General features: G+C 52.4%; 15 protein-coding genes and 1 pseudogene. 10 read left to right on the plus strand and 6 right to left on the minus strand.

Features of this window, described 5'->3' with window-relative positions; genetic code table 11:
• Positions 1–51: 51 nt before the first annotated feature.
• Genes ABH909_RS11435 through ABH909_RS11455 form a run of 5 tightly spaced genes read right to left on the minus strand, consistent with a single transcriptional unit; the run spans position 52 to position 7,397 of the window.
• A complete protein-coding gene (locus tag ABH909_RS11435) occupies positions 52–1,332 on the minus strand; it encodes a hypothetical protein (protein ID WP_429433150.1) in 1,281 nt (426 codons plus the stop codon).
• Positions 1,332–2,327: a hypothetical protein gene (locus ABH909_RS11440; protein WP_429433152.1), complete on the minus strand. Its 996-nt coding sequence runs from the start codon at positions 2,325–2,327 to the stop codon at positions 1,332–1,334. The genes ABH909_RS11435 and ABH909_RS11440 overlap by 1 nt, the downstream gene beginning before the upstream one ends.
• Positions 2,324–4,363 carry a tyrosine-type recombinase/integrase gene (locus tag ABH909_RS11445; RefSeq protein ID WP_429433154.1) on the minus strand — a complete coding sequence of 680 codons (2,040 nt, stop codon included), beginning with the start codon at positions 4,361–4,363 and terminating at the stop codon, positions 2,324–2,326. The genes ABH909_RS11440 and ABH909_RS11445 overlap by 4 nt, the downstream gene beginning before the upstream one ends.
• Complete coding sequence (locus ABH909_RS11450; RefSeq protein ID WP_429433156.1) at positions 4,360–6,561, minus strand: hypothetical protein; 2,202 nt, start codon at positions 6,559–6,561, stop codon at positions 4,360–4,362. Before ABH909_RS11450 ends, ABH909_RS11445 begins: the two co-directional genes overlap by 4 nt.
• A 2-nt stretch (positions 6,562–6,563) precedes the next feature.
• Complete coding sequence (locus tag ABH909_RS11455; RefSeq protein ID WP_429433158.1) at positions 6,564–7,397, minus strand: deoxynucleotide monophosphate kinase; 834 nt, start codon at positions 7,395–7,397, stop codon at positions 6,564–6,566.
• Between the two features lie 100 nt (positions 7,398–7,497).
• Here ABH909_RS11455 and ABH909_RS11460 point away from each other — a divergent pair.
• The 8 genes and pseudogenes from ABH909_RS11460 to ABH909_RS11495 all read left to right on the plus strand — a co-directional run.
• Positions 7,498–7,836 (plus strand): annotated as a pseudogene (locus tag ABH909_RS11460) (dTMP kinase); the annotation flags it as partial.
• Entirely contained in the window at positions 7,829–8,815 is a 987-nt protein-coding gene (locus ABH909_RS11465) for a DNA polymerase III subunit delta' (protein ID WP_429433160.1), read from the plus strand. The pseudogene ABH909_RS11460 and the gene ABH909_RS11465, both read left to right, overlap by 8 nt.
• Positions 8,816–8,858: 43 nt before the next feature.
• The gene (locus ABH909_RS11470; RefSeq protein ID WP_007903986.1) at positions 8,859–9,215 is read left to right on the plus strand and encodes a PilZ domain-containing protein; all 357 of its coding nucleotides are present in this window, start codon (positions 8,859–8,861) and stop codon (positions 9,213–9,215) included.
• A 14-nt stretch (positions 9,216–9,229) separates the two neighbouring features.
• Positions 9,230–10,021, plus strand: coding sequence for a TatD family hydrolase (locus tag ABH909_RS11475; protein WP_429433162.1), 792 nt, complete (start codon positions 9,230–9,232; stop codon positions 10,019–10,021).
• Positions 10,022–10,414: 393 nt separating this feature from the next.
• Positions 10,415–11,053: a TetR/AcrR family transcriptional regulator gene (locus ABH909_RS11480; RefSeq protein WP_429433164.1), complete on the plus strand. Its 639-nt coding sequence runs from the start codon at positions 10,415–10,417 to the stop codon at positions 11,051–11,053.
• A 139-nt stretch (positions 11,054–11,192) separates the two neighbouring features.
• A complete protein-coding gene (locus ABH909_RS11485) occupies positions 11,193–12,161 on the plus strand; it encodes a GTP 3',8-cyclase MoaA (protein WP_123357798.1) in 969 nt (322 codons plus the stop codon).
• Positions 12,162–12,421: 260 nt separating this feature from the next.
• The gene (locus ABH909_RS11490) at positions 12,422–13,027 is read left to right on the plus strand and encodes a DUF4823 domain-containing protein (protein WP_429433166.1); all 606 of its coding nucleotides are present in this window, start codon (positions 12,422–12,424) and stop codon (positions 13,025–13,027) included.
• 16 nt (positions 13,028–13,043) lie between these two features.
• A complete protein-coding gene (locus ABH909_RS11495; protein WP_429433168.1) occupies positions 13,044–13,604 on the plus strand; it encodes a DUF1285 domain-containing protein in 561 nt (186 codons plus the stop codon).
• Between the two features lie 56 nt (positions 13,605–13,660).
• Here the strand turns inward: ABH909_RS11495 and ABH909_RS11500 are convergent, their stop codons facing one another.
• Complete coding sequence (locus ABH909_RS11500) at positions 13,661–14,533, minus strand: esterase/lipase family protein (RefSeq protein WP_429433170.1); 873 nt, start codon at positions 14,531–14,533, stop codon at positions 13,661–13,663.
• 249 nt (positions 14,534–14,782) lie between these two features.
• Here ABH909_RS11500 and ABH909_RS11505 point away from each other — a divergent pair, with 249 nt between their 5' ends.
• Positions 14,783–15,499 carry a FadR/GntR family transcriptional regulator gene (locus tag ABH909_RS11505; RefSeq protein WP_050683259.1) on the plus strand — a complete coding sequence of 239 codons (717 nt, stop codon included), beginning with the start codon at positions 14,783–14,785 and terminating at the stop codon, positions 15,497–15,499.
• A gap of 129 nt (positions 15,500–15,628) precedes the next feature.
• Positions 15,629–16,504, plus strand: a complete 876-nt coding sequence (locus ABH909_RS11510) for an SMP-30/gluconolactonase/LRE family protein (protein ID WP_429433172.1) — start codon at positions 15,629–15,631, stop codon at positions 16,502–16,504.
• Positions 16,505–16,625 lie beyond the last annotated feature (121 nt).

Genomic DNA, 16,625 nt, shown 5'->3' on the forward strand with positions numbered 1-16,625 from the left:
GTACGTCGACGATGAGGTCACCAAAGCTCTCCGCCAGCAATGGCCTTGATGTTATCCGTACATTTCTAGTGCTTCATGAATGTTTAGTGCATCTTCGTGGATGGTCTCATGGGTTATACCCTTGTTAGCCATCATCAGATACCGTGCAAGAACAAGATAATGGTTGTAAGTAGTAATAGGGTCTTCGTGACCCATTTGATTCATGATCACCTGGGTGAGTGCGACATGCATCACTTCAGCGTTCTTCTCTAGAATTTTTTCACCGTTATGATGCTGAACCATCATCATGGTTGGCCACCATTTTCTGGCATGGTAGAAAATATTCTTAATTCCGAAGCTAGGGTCATTGGCAATGGCAAGTCTCTTGGCATAATTAGTCGCGTTCGCTATCATGCTTTGAGTTACCGGAACACCCTCCGATGTCAGGAAAAGAGTCGATAGAGGACATTTTTTTCCGAACTTTTCACGATAGAGCTTGGCCCGAATAGGATACTCTGTCTTGATGTACTCATCATCGAGTAACTGAAGCGCATAGCAGGGAATGATGATGTCTCTAAATTTGTTACCCTTCCCGAAGACCTCATAGCTGAAGGTATTGGCCTCTTTGTTCATCTCGCTATAAGGCAAGATGTGGCGATTCTTCCCGATGCCAATATAAGGAAATTTCACTAGCTCCATCGGGCGCATCGCGGTAGCCAATGCAAATTTGAAGAGCACTGCGTAAACTTTGTCTGGATATGCTGCTAGTAAAGTCTTGACCTCGCTATGTTTGATGAGGTGTACAGCTTTTTTCTGTCTTGCTTGTTTGTCCAGTACTCGAATGGGGTCTGTGTCAACGGCGTATTTGGTCTTCTTTGCTATGTAGCTAAGCAAGCGTCTGTCCTTGAAGTTAGCAGTCCAGGTCTTCAGGGAGATTTTGACGCTGGTAGGTATGCCCTCGTCGACCAACCACCTAAAAAAGTAAAGTACTACGCATGCATCGTTGAATATTGTCTCGGAGGTGGGGTGTGTGCTGGCTTTATTAACCCTTATCAGTTGTCTATATATTTGCCACTGGCGTAGCTCAGTGTTGGTTACGTGAAGATGGTAGTCGCCCGGTTCTACGGATTTAAAGCGCTCATGGCTAGAGAGGAATCTATAGAATTGAGCAATTAATGTTGCATATCTTTTTGATGTCTGTAGCGAAGAGCGGCTTTTGTTGTAAAGGTATAGGTTTGGGATGCTTACGAGTACTTTTTTGCCTTTGTACTCTGCTAGTAGAACGTAGTGCTCAACACTGGCCTCGAGCATTATGCTGTGGTACTTTATGGGCTTAATTTCGAACGAGATCATTAGTCACCTTGTTTGATTCTTGTTACTTGAATAGAATCAAACCCCCAATCCATTAAAGGTATTTTTGCTGCGTCGGCATCTTGCAGTTCTTCCGCTGGTACATCTCTAAAACTAAACTGACGCTTAGCTGATACGATGGCATCTGATGTACTGTAAGGAATTTGAATAGATATCGAAGCTGCGGGTTGGAGCTCTTTGATGACTAGCTGAATCTCTTCGCGGTTATAGAGAGGTAGTTGAAGAATGATCAGAATATGGTTTTCTTGAGGGTGGATTTTGGTGCAAAATAAGCTGAAATCCGAAATGTAGCGTTCTTGAAAAATTACAATATCAGCTTTTTTAGGGGCTGGCAGGGATTTGATCGTTTTGATGGCTTTTTGAATCTCAGCATCTTTAGCGTCTTCATAAGCGACGAAGTCGTTTGACGATGCATAGGCTCTTCTCGCTGCGTTGAGATCAAGCTCCAGCGCGATGAAATTCTTTGTCGATTTTGACGGGCGGTCAGATCTATTGAAAGTAGACGCAGACACAGCGTCCGCCACCATCTTGGTATTGCTCACCTCTAGCTCAGTCACTCGCTTGATTAGGTAAGCGTTGTGATTGGTTTGATTAACGAGAGTTGCGCTAATTTGGCCAGATTCGTACACCATGATGTCATTGTTCATCAGTGATGTAATATGGTTTTCAATGGCTTTTTCGAGTTCAGTTTTGTGGGCTAATTTTGCCTTAGTGAGCTCCAGCTCCAGCTGTGTAATTCTCTCTTCCCTATTTTCAAGTAGCTCACTAAGAGAAGCGCCATCATCTACCAATAGCCTGGCAACAGACTGTTTTCCAGTCGCATACTCTTTCAGATCGCCGTAGTAACGGTTGAATGCTTGTCGGGTAATTCCTGCAAGTTCGGAAAGTATGCCAATTGGCAGCTTGCTCATGCCATTATCTAACTGATGCTGCTTAATGATAGCAATCAGCTTTTTACGGGTGTCCTGGCTACTCATACTCGGGCTTCCATCGACGGAATCAGCTGATAAGACTTATCGTTTTTCAACGCTTTCAAATGCCTTGAGTTCTCCAAAATCTTCTGTCGGAGCATCGCCTTCGAGGTCTCGGACAGCGTATCGCTAGCATTGTCCAGTATGTGCTGATAGAAGTTTGCATTGTCCTCAAGTGCTTTTGCAGCTTTACCCACGATAACCGCATGCGGGCACGCCGTATTACAGAAAAGGGGATCCGGGAGTGCACTCTTCACGATACCCTTTCGGTGGGCCAAGCATGGCGGGAGCGCCGGCGAGGAGTATAGTTCGGTGCTAACGCAATAGCTGCCTACCGCAGTGCGGTAGATGAACAAAGGCTCACCAGACGAAAGCAAGTGGCTGACATAGGTGAAAATGGTAACCCTAAGTTGCTTCCCGCTAAACGCATCTGGGCGTGCAGTAATCTTATCGACTAGTCGTCGTGCACTTTCGCCCGAAGAACCGGAAGTTTTAACCGAGGTGATGATATCGGTAAAATCTTCGATATAGTTCTGCTCAATCGCATGGGCAACACTTTGCACTATGTAAGGGTTACGCCCAATGTACCGAAGCGTCATCGCATAACTGGCATGTCCAAAAAGCAGTCTGATGATGTCAATGTTTCGCTCGCTACGGTTGATCAAAATCTCCGCAATCGTTTTCCGGAAGCGATGAGTGTGGATACGTTCAATGCCAAGCACCTCTTCAAGCTCATCAGTGATCCGCTCAACTCGCACCGATGACTGACGTTTAACTTTCTTGGTGCTGCGGTTAGACTGGAACAAATAGCCTTCACGCTCAAGCCCATAAATCGATCTGAGTTGTTCATACTCTTTGATTTTTATTCCGATGAATTTAGGGAGTGGAATGAAGCTGGTGTCTCCCTTGTAGTTCGGATCTTCGCTAGTCTTGAATCGAGTGATCTGGAGCTTGAAACGGCCACTCTTCGACTCTATAACGTGCTCGAACTTTAGGGTCTCAAGTTCGCTAGCTCGCAATCCAGTTACGAGAGCTACTAGAATGTACAGCGCTCCTCTTACTGAATCTATTGCGCTTTTGTAATTGCGAAGCCATGAGTAAGTCCAAGAGCGATTGGTGTCATATTTTTTTTTGGTAACTGATAGAATCGGCGTACCGTCTGCTTCAAGATTCAAGGCATCTTCTAATTCTGGATCCTCCTTGTAGCGTTTAATGTGCTTCTTTTTCAGGTCGGTTAGGTTCTTGCTTATCAGAAAATCCTTCGCTTGCAGAAGTAAAGGGATTGCCTTGTCAGTCCAAAAAAAAGCATATTCGGCCATTTTCTTGAGTTCAGGTTCGGTGAACGGAATCCAAGTGGAAAGAGAGCCGGTAAAATGACGGATCACATCCTTTCGTCGTTCTGGGGTGTCGACAGCATTAGCTGACACAGAAATTCTGTGCTCAACCGGAATCAGTTGCTGTGCGCTTAGCGATAGCCAAAAACGAAGATGGTGAAAAAGATAATGATAATGTGTAAATGTCGGTGACTCTTTAGCCCTGTTGAGAGCGTTGATTAAGAGTTTCGGGGTCACAAAGGACAGAGACTCAGCATCACCTGTTAGGTGGTTATCTTTAAATACGTATTTCTCCAAAATCCGAAAATTGGAACTGTGGTTTTTGGTTGTGGAATAGGCTCGAATACCGCCAAAAGGAGCGAACTCAGGAATCAAGTGGTAAATGATCGATTTTTTGATCAAGGCAACATGAGCGGACAGGCCTTCGAAAGATACGCGAGTGGCTGTCCCATATTTATCTTTGAAAATTATCCAGCTTGAGTCGCTGTACTTCGAATAGTTCGAAACTGGAAAATCACCTTCTGGGCTCACCTCAAGCTTTTTAAGAAGCGAGCTTTGGGTTTGCTTTACTGTTCCGCCCGTTTCTTGGAGAAGACGCTCAAGCTCTTGTTCTGCCGCATCGTGGAGATCATCCTGAAAATCTTTATCAAGCACATCTTTGAGGATGGCAAGCTCGGCTTCGCTGAGTTTTGCGGCTTTACGTGTCATTCCTTGTCTTCCTCTTCAAGAATTACCTGGAGAAAATTCAGGTCTCTGGGTAGTAGCGGAGTGTTACGGCGTTGATAGCGAGCCGCCTCTTTGATCGCTCGGTTATCTTCCCAATTGTCCAAAATCGAGTCGATCTTCGAGAGTTCGATCTCGAGGTCATTGCTATAATCGGACGAGGAGGGCGGCTGATCATCCACCAGTTCAACGACGTGAATTCTGCGTTCCATTAAATACGGTAACGAATCCTCAAAAATATATGCTTGGGTACAGAAAATGCATTTGCTAACGACGTAGCACTTTTGGCCCGGTTGAACTCGCGACTTTGCACCGTGCCACGTTGGTTGTTTTTGGTTTGAGCACGCCCAAAGCGGTTTCTCCATACCTGGAATATGGAACACTTTGAACGGAAGATTTACAGCCTCTTGTGCAGGGGTGCCCAGCATCCCCTCAAATTTTCCATCGTATATGAGGGCAACAATCGACTCCAATTCGGAGTCCAGGCGATCATAGCGCTCCATCTGAGCATGCGCAGAGTTATCGTAATGTATGTCGGTAGTGCTGGAGCTATTGTGCCCTAAGAACAGAGCAAGGAACCCATGCGAAATATCTCCAGATTGTTTCTTGCGTTTTACCCACGTAGGCCTCAGCCTTAATGTAAGATCTTTAGCACTGGTTAATTTTTCGCCACCTTCAAAGATTTCATATTTTTTGAGAAACTGTTTGTTTCCTTGCAGGAACGCTTTTTCATTAGATGCAGATGTGTGCCGGCCGCCTTTGTTTACCCAGTCGGCGGAAAAGCGAATGCATAGGAATGCTGGGTTGTAATGAGCCTCAGTTTTACCGTGATTTATGTAATCCAATGCGTACGGTTTAAGTGGCGCTGAAAGATTATTAGCTAATGTAAATAGATTCCAAGCTGAATATTTGTCCGAGCGAGTGCTCGCGGCGATGATTTCCTTGGGGGCGTGGTAAGGTTTTCCTACTCCTTGGCTTCTGTTCTTCTCTGATTGCAGTACCACGTGCTCTTCGTTCATCGCACCAGTCAACGCGTGTTCATAGTTTTCAGGATCCAGAGCTAGAACGGTTTCTTTGTTCCAGTTGGTTTGGAGCATGATGAACTGAATAAGGCAGGACATGTCGAGCATTGTAGGGTAGTACATGCCCAGAAGATCATCCCATATAGGAAGATGTTCGGAATTGGTGGCCTGGAAATCTCCCCGCCACCTGAATATTAAAAGCTGTACCACATCATTGCAGTGCGCCAAGGAAAATATGTCATCGAAGGCGTAATTAGATCCAATGTCGCTTAGCTTTATGTTAAATGGGTAGCCATTATCAAGAAGTGTCTTGAGCGCTCGAGCCGGATCAGGTTTAAAACTCAAGATTTTCCTTCCGGCATAAGGATTTACAGGGTTGAAAAACTTAAACTCATCCCTGCGATTATTGAATTCGGAGAATATTTTATTTCGTCCGTCCGGAAGTGACGCAAATTTGCGCAAAAGTACGTCAGGGGATTGAGATGCACGACTAAGTAGCGTCCTGCTCGTAATTTTAATATTGTTTTCTTCGCAATACTGCATCCATTGAAAAATGCTAGCACGAGAGTGGTCTTTAGCGATCGCGCTATAAACCTCGTTGTACGTGTATGCGGTCGCGATATGCACCTCTTCTCGGAAGCTAATTTTTTTATAGAGGAGGTTGATATGGGTTGTGAGTGCGCTCTCTAGCGCCGCATCCGTCTCATCACTTAGTGGGGCTCTAGGCTGGTTTTTGGCTTTAATAACGTGTGGCAAAAGCAGGCCGGGGATGGCCTCTGTAAGCGAGGCAGCATTATTTAAAGCTGTTTTTAAGAAGCCAGCGTTACTTATCGGTTCATTGTTTTCAAGAAGATAGCTCTGGAAGTTATTGAACACCTCGGTGCTGATGTCTGCGATCTGATTGATTTGCAGCGATTTCGGGCGGGATAAGTTATACTCTTGCGCAAAATCGAAGAAGATCCAAATCGCTCGACGAAGGCTGCTCGCAGAAATGCGTGTCCTTACTGGGCAATACTTCAAAAACACCAAATGAAGGCCGATACAGATAGCCTTGCCGATGCTGTAAAAAGGATGTCCTTGGTAAGTGCATTCGACTTCATGAATATCCGAACTCAAGACAGTGTCATGCACTGCATCTTTGGTTTTAAATAGATGCTTCATTGTTAGTCCCGGTCTATTATGCTTTCGGACAGGGATTTCCAGGCTCTGTCTAGGGCTTCCTTATATTCTTTCAGGGTGCCATTGTTTTTGATGATGGTATCGGCTGGCTGTATTTCAATCCCGAACTCGGATGAATGCATGTTAACTGGTTCTGCATTGTTTCTCACAATGTGCCAGATCGCGCCATCTAAACTTCTGATATAGGCGGCTTCGTTCTCGAAGCGAATATCTTTGATGATGATTATGTTCTTGTTGTCAGTATCAAGGGTCGGCTTATTAATATATGCCGTATCATTTATTTTTTGAGGCGAAGTGGAGTCTCTGCGTTTACAAAAGTCGGGGAAGTCTTGCAACGCTTTAGATTTAACCAAGCCTATTATTTCGGCAGGCGTCATATTCCAAAATTTGTCAGTTTCATTTTCCGCACCTGCATCCCAGCACTGTTCATCGGTGAGGTTGAAAAACGCTTTGGCACCGAGAATGAATGGCAGCTCTGGGTGCGAAAGTTGGGCAGTAGTGAGGGGATAAATCGCCTCAGGGGCATAGATCTCGCGATCCGCTCTCATAAGCCAGTGTAAGGGGTTGTGAGCTCTCATCCACTCAGTCCCCACCCTCTGGAAGAATTCCCTTGGGGAGAGGCCCCAGGCGTCCACTTTGAGCTCCTTTACGCTATCATCCCACGTCTGAGTATCAGTGAGATTGAAGAGGGCTTGGCAACCGCGCTTCAGCGGATCAGCAAGGGCATAGGCGGTCACCTCAGGGTGCTTGAGCAGCATGGCAGCTGCTGTGTCTTTACCAGATCTTGCCTTAGCAGCCAGCCCAACTATCTTCTTCATCGCACTAGCTCCTTGATATCTAATGGGTTTTCATCTGGTTTACATTTTTTTCGAAGGCGAGTATAGCATTTTGTTTCCATTTCAGATGATTCCAAAACAAGATTCGACTTATGCCTATCAGGGTGGTGGTCGTGGTTTGTCTCTGGAGCGCATTGCCACCCTCGAAACGTTCGTCCAGGGCGATCTGCGCCCGGACTTGACGCTGATTTTCGATCTGCCGGTAGAAGTGGGCCTGGCCCGCGCCAGCGCCCGCGGTCGGCTGGATCGTTTCGAACTCGAAGGCCGAGTGTTTTTTGATGCGGTGCGCACGGCCTTCCTTGAGCGTGCCAAAGCGGATCCTGCGCGTTATGTCCTGGTAGATGCCGCTCAGCCGCTGGCGCAGGTTCAGCAATCCCTGGATACCTTGTTGCCGCGTCTGTTGGAGTTGACCCGTGGCTGAAGCCTATCCGTGGCAGGACAGTCTCTGGCAGCAATTGGCCGGCCGTGCCCAGCATGCTCACGCCTATTTGCTGCATGGCCCGGCCGGGATCGGCAAGCGTGCGCTGGCCGAGCGACTGATGGCCCGATTGCTGTGTCAGCGCCCGACCGCCCAAGGCGCCTGCGGTGAATGCAAATCCTGTCTGCTGCTCAAAGCCGGGAGTCATCCCGACAACTACATCCTGGAGCCGGAAGAGACAGACAAGGCGATCAAGGTTGATCAGGTGCGTGATCTGGTCAGCTTCGTGGTTCAGACCGCGCAGATGGGCGGGCGCAAAGTGGTGCTGATCGAGCCAGTCGAATCGATGAACATCAACGCCGCCAACGCTTTGCTGAAAAGTCTTGAAGAGCCGTCCGGCGATACCGTATTGCTGTTGGTCAGCCACCAGACCAGTCGACTGCTGCCGACCATCAAGAGCCGTTGCGTGCAGCAAGCCTGTCCGTTGCCAAGCGAAGCCATGAGCCTGGCGTGGCTGGCCAGCGCATTGCCGGATTGTGCGCAAGAGGAGCGCATTGAACTGCTTACCCTCGCCGCCGGTTCGCCCTTGGCCGCGGTCAAGTTGCAGGCACAGGGCGTGCGAGAGCAACGGGCGCTGGTGGTCGAAGGCGTGAAGAAGTTGCTCAAGCAGCAGCAATCGCCGACGCAACTGGCAGAAGAATGGAAAACCATTCCCATGTTGTTGCTGTTCGATTGGTTCTGCGACTGGTCGAGCCTGATCCTGCGTTATCAATTGACTCAGGATGAAGCAGGGCTGGGGCTGGCGGACATGCGCAAAGTGATTCAATACCTGGCGCAGAAATCCCCTCAGGACAAAGTCCTGAATATCCAGGACTGGATTCTCGCCCAACGTCAGAAGGTAATGAGCAAAGCCAACCTCAATCCGGCCTTGTTGCTGGAGGCGCTGCTAGTGCAATGGGTATCTTTGCCTACCCCAAAGTGACCGTCTGACACTAGACTCTGATCATCAGACAGCGGAGGTCAACATGAACGAGCCCGTCAGTCCGGGGCCGCGCAATGGCATTTTGTCCTTGACCATCAAGGACAGGGCCGTGCTCTACGCAGCCTACATGCCCTTCATCAAGAACGGTGGCCTGTTTATCCCAACCAACAAAAGCTACAAGTTGGGCGATGAGGTGTTCATGTTGCTGCACCTGATGGATGAACCGGAAAAGATTCCGGTCGCTGGCAAAGTCACCTGGATTACCCCCAAAGGCGCCCAGGGTAATCGCGCCGCCGGTGTTGGCGTGCAATTCAATGAAGGCGACGACACCGCGCGCAGTCGCATCGAAACCCATCTGGCCGGAGCCCTGAAGTCCGACCGTCCCACTCATACGATGTAAGTTGCAGCCCTTTTATGCTTGTAGATTCCCATTGTCACCTTGATCGCCTCGACCTCACTGCCCACGACGGCTCCCTGGATGCGGCGCTTGATGCAGCCCGTGCGCGCGGGGTCGGGCACTTCCTGTGCATCGGTGTCAGCGCCGATAACGCCGCCGACGTCAAAGCGCTGGCCGAACGTTACGACGACGTCGACTGTTCGGTGGGTGTGCATCCGCTCGATGTGCAGCCGGGTGCTGCGCCCGCGCTGGACTGGCTGTTGCGCGAACTCAATCATCCGCGGGTGGTGGCGATTGGTGAAACCGGCCTGGATTATCATTACGAACCGGAGGCGGCAGCGTTGCAGCAGCAATCGTTCCGTCTGCACCTGCAAGCGGCGGGGCAGACCGGCAAACCGGTGATCATCCATACCCGTGGCGCCCGGGCCGACACCCTTGAACTGTTGCGCGAAGCGGCACTGCCTCAGGCGGGTGTGCTGCATTGCTTCACCGAAGACTGGGAAATGGCCAAGGCTGCGCTGGACATGGGGTATTACATTTCCTTGTCCGGTATTGTCACTTTTCGCAATGCCGATGCCCTGCGGGATGTGGCGAGCAAGGTGCCGGCTGACCGGTTGCTGGTGGAGACCGACTCGCCGTACCTGGCACCGATCCCTTATCGGGGCAAGCCGAACCTGCCTCAGTACGTGCGTGAGGTAGCGGAGTTTCTGGCCATGTTGCGAGGCGAGTCCTACGAGGGGTTTGCCGAGCAAACTACCGAGAATTTCAAGCGTTTGTTCCCGTTGGCACATGTCAGGGCATCGGTGTAACGTTGGAAAAGAACGCAGCCTGAGACAATTCAGAGGGGCTTTGGCCGCTGAATCACAGGCAAAAAAAACCCGGGTTCTGGGGGGGGAATCCGGGTTAAGACCATTAGGAGTAAAACAAAGGCACGCAATCCGTTGGTACCTTCATCGGCGCGACACTTGGGGGAGATGCCTCGCCGACAGTTGAAGTATTGATCAGTATTGCGCCGAGTCCAGTTTAGCTGGTCGGGTTTTTAAACAAATTTGGAATACGCGCGCTTCGGTTGAGTTCTCATTAACCCTCAAGGTGGCGCGAATTCATCAAGAAACACATATATGGTTGGATGATCCGTGCATTTTTGCGCAAGTTAGGCATAATACGCGGCTTCGAATTTTGACCCCTACAGACCTTTTCTTATGCATAAAGAACCTCGTAAGGTCCGTGAGTTTCGTCGCCGCGAGCAAGAAATTCTCGATACCGCGCTCAAGCTGTTCCTCGACCAAGGTGAAGACAGTGTCACCGTCGAGATGATTGCTGATGCCGTCGGTATCGGCAAAGGCACGATCTACAAGCACTTCAAATCCAAGGCGGAGATCTATCTGCGCCTGATGCTCGATTACGAGCGCGATTTGAACGAGTTGCTGCATTCGGCCGATGTCGATAAGGACAAGGAAGCCCTTTCCCGGGCCTACTTCGAATTTCGCATGCGCGATCCGCAACGCTATCGGTTGTTCGATCGCCTGGAAGAAAAGGTGGTCAAGGGCAATCAGGTGCCGGAGATGGTTGAGGAACTGCACAAGATCCGCGCCTCGAACTTCGAACGCCTGACCCTGCTGATCAAGGGCCGGATCAGCGAAGGCAAGCTCGAAGACGTGCCGCCTTACTTCCATTACTGCGCGGCTTGGGCGCTGGTGCATGGCGCGGTGGCGCTGTATCACTCGCCGTTCTGGAGCAATGTGCTGGAAGATCAGGAAGGTTTCTTCCAGTTCCTGATGGACATCGGCGTGCGCATGGGCAACAAGCGCAAGCGCGATACCGACACTCCGCATAACTGAACCCGTCAGTTGCCTTGTTGCGCCATGATTTAGCTACATGGCGCAGTACCGCAGGAATATACTCAGGCTTAGGGCTTGCTAAAACTTGATTTGTGAGTCAAGTTTTGCGCGTTCGAATCTTCTTTCGCCGGAGTGATCCATGATCGTTGACCGTCAAGGCAGGCGTTTTCGCAATTTGCGGATCAGTCTGACCTCAGCCTGCAACTACGCTTGTACCTACTGCGTGCCCAACGGCAAGCGGCTGGTGGCTGCGCAGGATGAATTGTCGGCCGAGGCCATGGCACGCGGGGTGGCCTATTTGATCGAGGCGGCGGGCATCGAGCGTTTGCGCATTACCGGTGGCGAGCCATTGGTCAGTCCCAAGCTCGAAGCCTTCATGACTGCCGTCGGCCAGATGGGCCTGGCGGATATCAGCTTGACCACCAATGGTCAGTTGCTGGCGAAGAAGCTGCCACTGCTGGTGGATGCCGGCATTCGGCGCATCAATGTTTCCCTCGATACCCTGGATGCCAGCGCTTTTCGCAGCATTGCGCGCGGCGGTGATCTGGCGACCGTTCTCGACGGCATGGACCAGGCCGCAGCGGCCGGCATGAAGATCAAGGTCAATATGGTGCCGCTGCGTGGGCAGAATCTTGATCAGGTGATGCCACTGCTTGACTACTGCCTGGAGCGCGGCTACGAATTGCGCTTCATCGAGTTGATGCGCATGGGCCACTTGGCCAGCGACTCCAATGCCTTCCTGCAACAGTTCGTGAGCCTTCAGCAGTTGCTGAGCCTGATCGGCGAACGCTACGAGTACCTTCAGGCCGATGCGCCAGTCGATGCTACGGCGGTGCGTTACCAGATTCCGGGGTTGGGCCACTTTGGCGTGATTGCCAACGAAAGCGTTCCGTTTTGCCGCACCTGTTCGCGTCTACGCCTGTCGTCCACGGGTTGGCTGCATGGCTGCCTGTCGTCGAGCAATCGTCACTATGTCGGCGATTTGCTGGATAAACCTCGTCACCAGGCGCTACCGGCGTTGCAGCGGCTCTTGGTGAAAGCCTTGGGCGACAAGCAGGAAGTGGCGTTCTCCGGCGGCGCGACCATCATGAAAATCATCGGCGGCTGATCGGGCCCTGTGGTGAAGGGGGCTTGCTGTGGCGAGGGAGCTTGCTCCCGCTGGGTCGCGAAGCGGCCCCAAAAAAAATCCCCGTTTCGTCAGAATTAGCGCATTCATCGCTCTACGACGGCTGCGCCGCCGATCGGGAGCAAGCTCCCTCGCCACAGGTCTGTATTCTCAGCCTGAAAATGTACATGACCTGAGCTGGCTCGGAAGCTGCATCCCATGGCCATTCGCCGGTTTTCCGTCACCGGCCTCTGGAGGGTAGGATGCGTAGCCTGGTTTTGCTGCTGGCCGTTTTGGCGCTTGGTGGCTGCATGAATGTCAGCGATATGGCCGAAGGGACTCGCTACCACATGAGCGACGCGGGCCTGCTGGACCACAGCGACAGCCGTCGCGTGAGTAACTTCCGCATTCAGCCGGACTCGTTCATCTACATCGCCCAAGGTGCCTTCGCGCCACCGGGCAGTGCCTACCCGCGACCTAACGTGGTGGCCGAAGAGGCCTTCAACGGCTTTATCGAGTATTTCCCGATGGTCCGCCGCGCCCGTGCTCCGGAAGGCCTTGACGCTGCCATGGGCGAAGCCCGTGCCGCCGGCGCCCATTACTTGCTGTACACCCGTTTCGCCAAGGCTGACGACCGCATCGGCAACTCGGACGAATGGCTCGACCAGGAACACGTGGATCGCCTCGGAATCGACAACGGCGTGATTCAAATCATGTTGATCGAGACCAGCACCCAGTATTTGATTGATACTGCACGTATCAAGAGTCGTGGCGGTTTACTGACGTTCCACGACAACAAGCCAGAAGACTTGCTGGGCCCGCCGCTGGAGCAATACGCTCGTAGCCTGCTGGGGCTCAGCGACCAGTAATTCAAAGGAGAACGCCATGACTGGCCCGCAAAAAGCCAACGACCTGTTGGGGCAAATCCCCAAAACCAAAGGCTTGCCGCCGGTCCACTTGTGGAACCCCGACTTCTGCGGCGACATCGACATGCGCATCGCCCGCGATGGCACCTGGTATTACCTGGGCACGCCGATCGGGCGTAAGCCGATGGTCAAGCTGTTCTCCACCATCATTCGCCGCGATGGCGATGATTATTTTCTGATTACCCCGGTCGAAAAGGTTGGCATCAAGGTCGACGACGCGCCGTTCGTGGCGATTGCCGTGGAGGTCGAAGGCGAGGGGGAAGCCCAGGTCTTGCGCTTTACCACCAACGTCGATGAAGCGGCCGATGCAGGCACCGAGCACCCTATACGCGTGGTGATCGATCCGGTGACTCAGGAACCCGCGCCGTACGTGCATATACGCACCAACCTTGAAGCGCTGATCCATCGCAATGTGTTCTACCAACTGGTGGAGCTGGCGGTGAGTCGTGAAATCGACGGGCAGCGTTGGCTGGGCGTGTGGAGCGGCGGCGAATTCTTCCCGATCGGGCTTGAGCCCTAGTTGATTGAACTTTGGAAACGAAACGGCCCGTTATTGCAACGGGCCGTTTTTTTGGCTTACAAACCTTTGCTCTTGAGTCGCTCGGCATGTTCCAGGTAGAGCCTCACCGGGCTCACGTTCCAGCTGTCGACTCCAGCTATCTGATTGACTGCATCAAAGTGGTCCATCGGGTAATCCGAGCGAATCACTTTGCCCAAGTGCGAGCTGTAGCGGCCGACCAGCCCATCGTTGGCGTTTTCCTCTTTATAAAACAGCTTCGATAGCACGATACAATTCAAATGACTCGGGTCGAGCGGTTGCAGGCTTTGGAAGTTCTGCACGATCCCGCTCCAGGAGTAGTAATACACGCCATTTTCAACTTCTTTGCCTTCGCCACCCCAAACCTCTGGCACCCCTTGCGGGTACTTGCGATTGAAGGCAGCCAATCCCGCGCTGGTCAGCGATTCGAATGCCGCTTCAGCGTCAATCGGGTTTTCCGGATGGCCGCTGATCAACGAAATGAAAGTACCGACTGCGCCCAGCAGGGCCAGCACGAACGCTTCGGGCAACTCTCCGGGCGTCAGTGCCTTATGCAGTTGATCGGCAATCTCGGAACCATGATTGGGGCAACTGACCGACGTAACCGATGCGACCTTTTCCGGGTGCAGTGCTGCTACGTAGCGTGCGGCCAGAGGGCCTTGGCTATGGCCGATCAGATTGACCTTGGCAGCACCCGTTTCCAGCAAAATGCGGTTGACGTGCTCGAGCAGTTTTTCACCGCGTTCCTCATTGCCGTTGACGGCTGGAATATTGACCGCAAACACCTGAGCGCCGGCGCGTTCCAGCGCTTCCTCAATTTCGAAGAAGTAGGGATAACCGGCGATTCTGTCGAAGCCGAAAAGGCCGTGGACCAACACAATGGGGTATTTCGTAGACGCATCCATGTCCATGTTCATACCTATCGATAACGGATTTGAAGGGGAACAGACCGCTGACTGCCCGATCTGCTGCGGCTAACCGTAGTTTACAAAGTGGATGGGATCAAAGCGCTTCGAGCAGGATTCGGACGAACAGCCGTGTTCGTATAGCGAAGCATCTGAAAATCCAATTGACACCCAATCATATGATGATTAGCGTGGACACCCATCGCGAACGGCTTTGTGCCGTTTGTTTTTTTATCACCGGTCGACGAGGTACCCATGTCCAGCAGTTTTCATGCGTCGACGGTCGACTGGCTGGGTTGCTGGATTGCTGCCGGCCAGGTCAAACCCGGCGAAACCATCAAGGTCGAGGCCGACCTGGGCGAGCAGCTCGGTGTCAGCCGTACGGTCATCCGCGAAGCCATCAAGACTCTGGTGGCCAAAGGCATGCTCGAAGTCGGGCCGAAGGTCGGCACACGCGTATTGCCGGTGCGGCGCTGGAACCTCTTCGATCCGCAAGTCGTCGGCTGGCTGTCGCGCAGCGGCTTGCCGGAAAACTTCGTCGACGATTTGCTCGACCTGCGCCGCACCATCGAACCCATGGCGGTGCGCTGGGCCTGCGAGCGGGCGACGGTGGAACAAGTGCAAGCCGTACTCCAGGCCTATAACGCGCTGGAACGGGCGGTGGACAGCGGCATCGATTACAACCGCGCCGACCAGTTCTTCCACGAGTGCATCCTCGCCGCCAGCCACAATCAATTCATCGAACAAATGGTCCCGGCCCTCGGCGCGTTGCTGGCCGTGTCTTTCGAAGTGTCTGCCGCTGACCCGGACGAACTGCGCCGAACCTTGCCAATCCACAAAGACATGGCCGACGCCATCGCCGCCCGGGACGCCGCGCGGGGTGTGTGGGCCTGCATGACCCTGATCGATAACGCGGACCTGGCGATCAAACGCTTCTACCCCCAAGTCATGGCCGACAAGAAGGCCAGCTAACAATAAAGAACCCTTGTGGGAGCGGGCTTGCTCGCGAAGGCGATGTGTCAGGCGACAGAGATGGTGAATGTCACGGCCTCTTCGCGAGCAAGCCCGCTCCCACATAAAAGCAATAAAAAAGGAGGTTTCATGACGTGGACTGCGGTTACCGGACACCGTGCGCAACTCGGAGAAGGCCCGTTCTGGGATGCTGCGACCCAGGCCCTGTATTGGGTAGACATCGCCGGCAAACAAGCGCTTAGGCTGATCGGCGCCAATGTGGACATCTGGCAGATGCCGGAGCACGTGTCCGCGTTCATTCCCTGCGAGAGCGGCGATGCCCTGGTGACATTGAGCAGTGGGGTGTATCGGCTGGATCTGGATTCTCCCGGCCTGGAACCTCGGCTGACCTTGTTCTGCGTCGCCGATCCGCAACCTGGCAATCGCCCCAACGAAGCCCGCTGCGATGCCCAGGGCCGGCTCTGGTTGGGCACCATGCAAAACAACATCGGTGAGCAGGGCGAAGATTTACCCGTCGTGCGCCGGTCCGGTGGCCTGTTTCGCATCGACCACGATGCTCGGGTCACGCCGCTGCTACGAGGATTAGGCACTCCCAACACGTTGCTGTGGAGTGACGACGGCACCACCCTGTATTTCGCCGACAGCCTCGACAAAACGCTTTACCGGCATTTCATCCACACCGATGGCAACCTGGATACCGCCTATGTCTGGTTTGGTCCCCACGAACGTGGCGTTCCCGACGGCTCAACGATGGACGCCGAGGGCTATATATGGAACGCCCGATGGGATGGCAGTTGTCTGCTTAGGTTGAACCCGGATGGTCATGTGGATCGAGTGATCGAACTGCCGGTCAGCCGTCCCACCAGTTGCGTGTTCGGTGGCGAAGACTTCAAAACCCTGTACATCACCAGCGCCGCAAGCCCGCTCAATCATCCGCTGGATGGCGCGCTGTTATCGATTCGAGTGGATGTACCCGGAAAAGCCTGTCAGCGATTCGCTGGATAAATCCCAAAATATGGGATGTAAAATTATATATTGAGATTATTTGGTGGTCGGGTTTATAGTCGGCCCCATCAGTTACACGCACTCACACTTAAAAAAACAAAACAGGTGAAGTGATGCAGCG

Source organism: Pseudomonas sp. BS3782 TE3695, from assembly GCF_050435305.1.
Taxonomy (GTDB): domain Bacteria; phylum Pseudomonadota; class Gammaproteobacteria; order Pseudomonadales; family Pseudomonadaceae; genus Aquipseudomonas.